The organism is Flavobacterium sp. YO64 (assembly GCF_004119505.1).
Taxonomy (GTDB): Bacteria; Bacteroidota; Bacteroidia; order Flavobacteriales; family Flavobacteriaceae; genus Flavobacterium; species Flavobacterium oncorhynchi.
On record NZ_NRQV01000085.1, the window covers coordinates 1 to 206 of the forward strand.

Annotated in this window: 1 protein-coding gene; it reads left to right on the top strand. The window is 37.4% G+C overall.

The features are described from left to right. A partial coding sequence (locus tag BOW57_RS20755) for a hypothetical protein (protein WP_206734766.1) occupies positions 1-206 on the top strand: 206 nt, incomplete at both ends.

The window sequence follows — 206 nt, forward strand, 5'->3', positions numbered from 1 at the left end:
GTAAGGTTGGCTGTTGCAATAAATGTATCAGATCCAGGCACGCCAAATATAACAGATAAGGATCAAGAATTCTGTTTAATAAATGCACCGACAATTGCAAGTATTAATGTAAGTCCAGAAACAGGAAATATTGTTTGGTATGATGCCTCAACAGGAGGAAACGTAGTAACATCAACAACAGCATTAACGACAAGAACTTACTACGC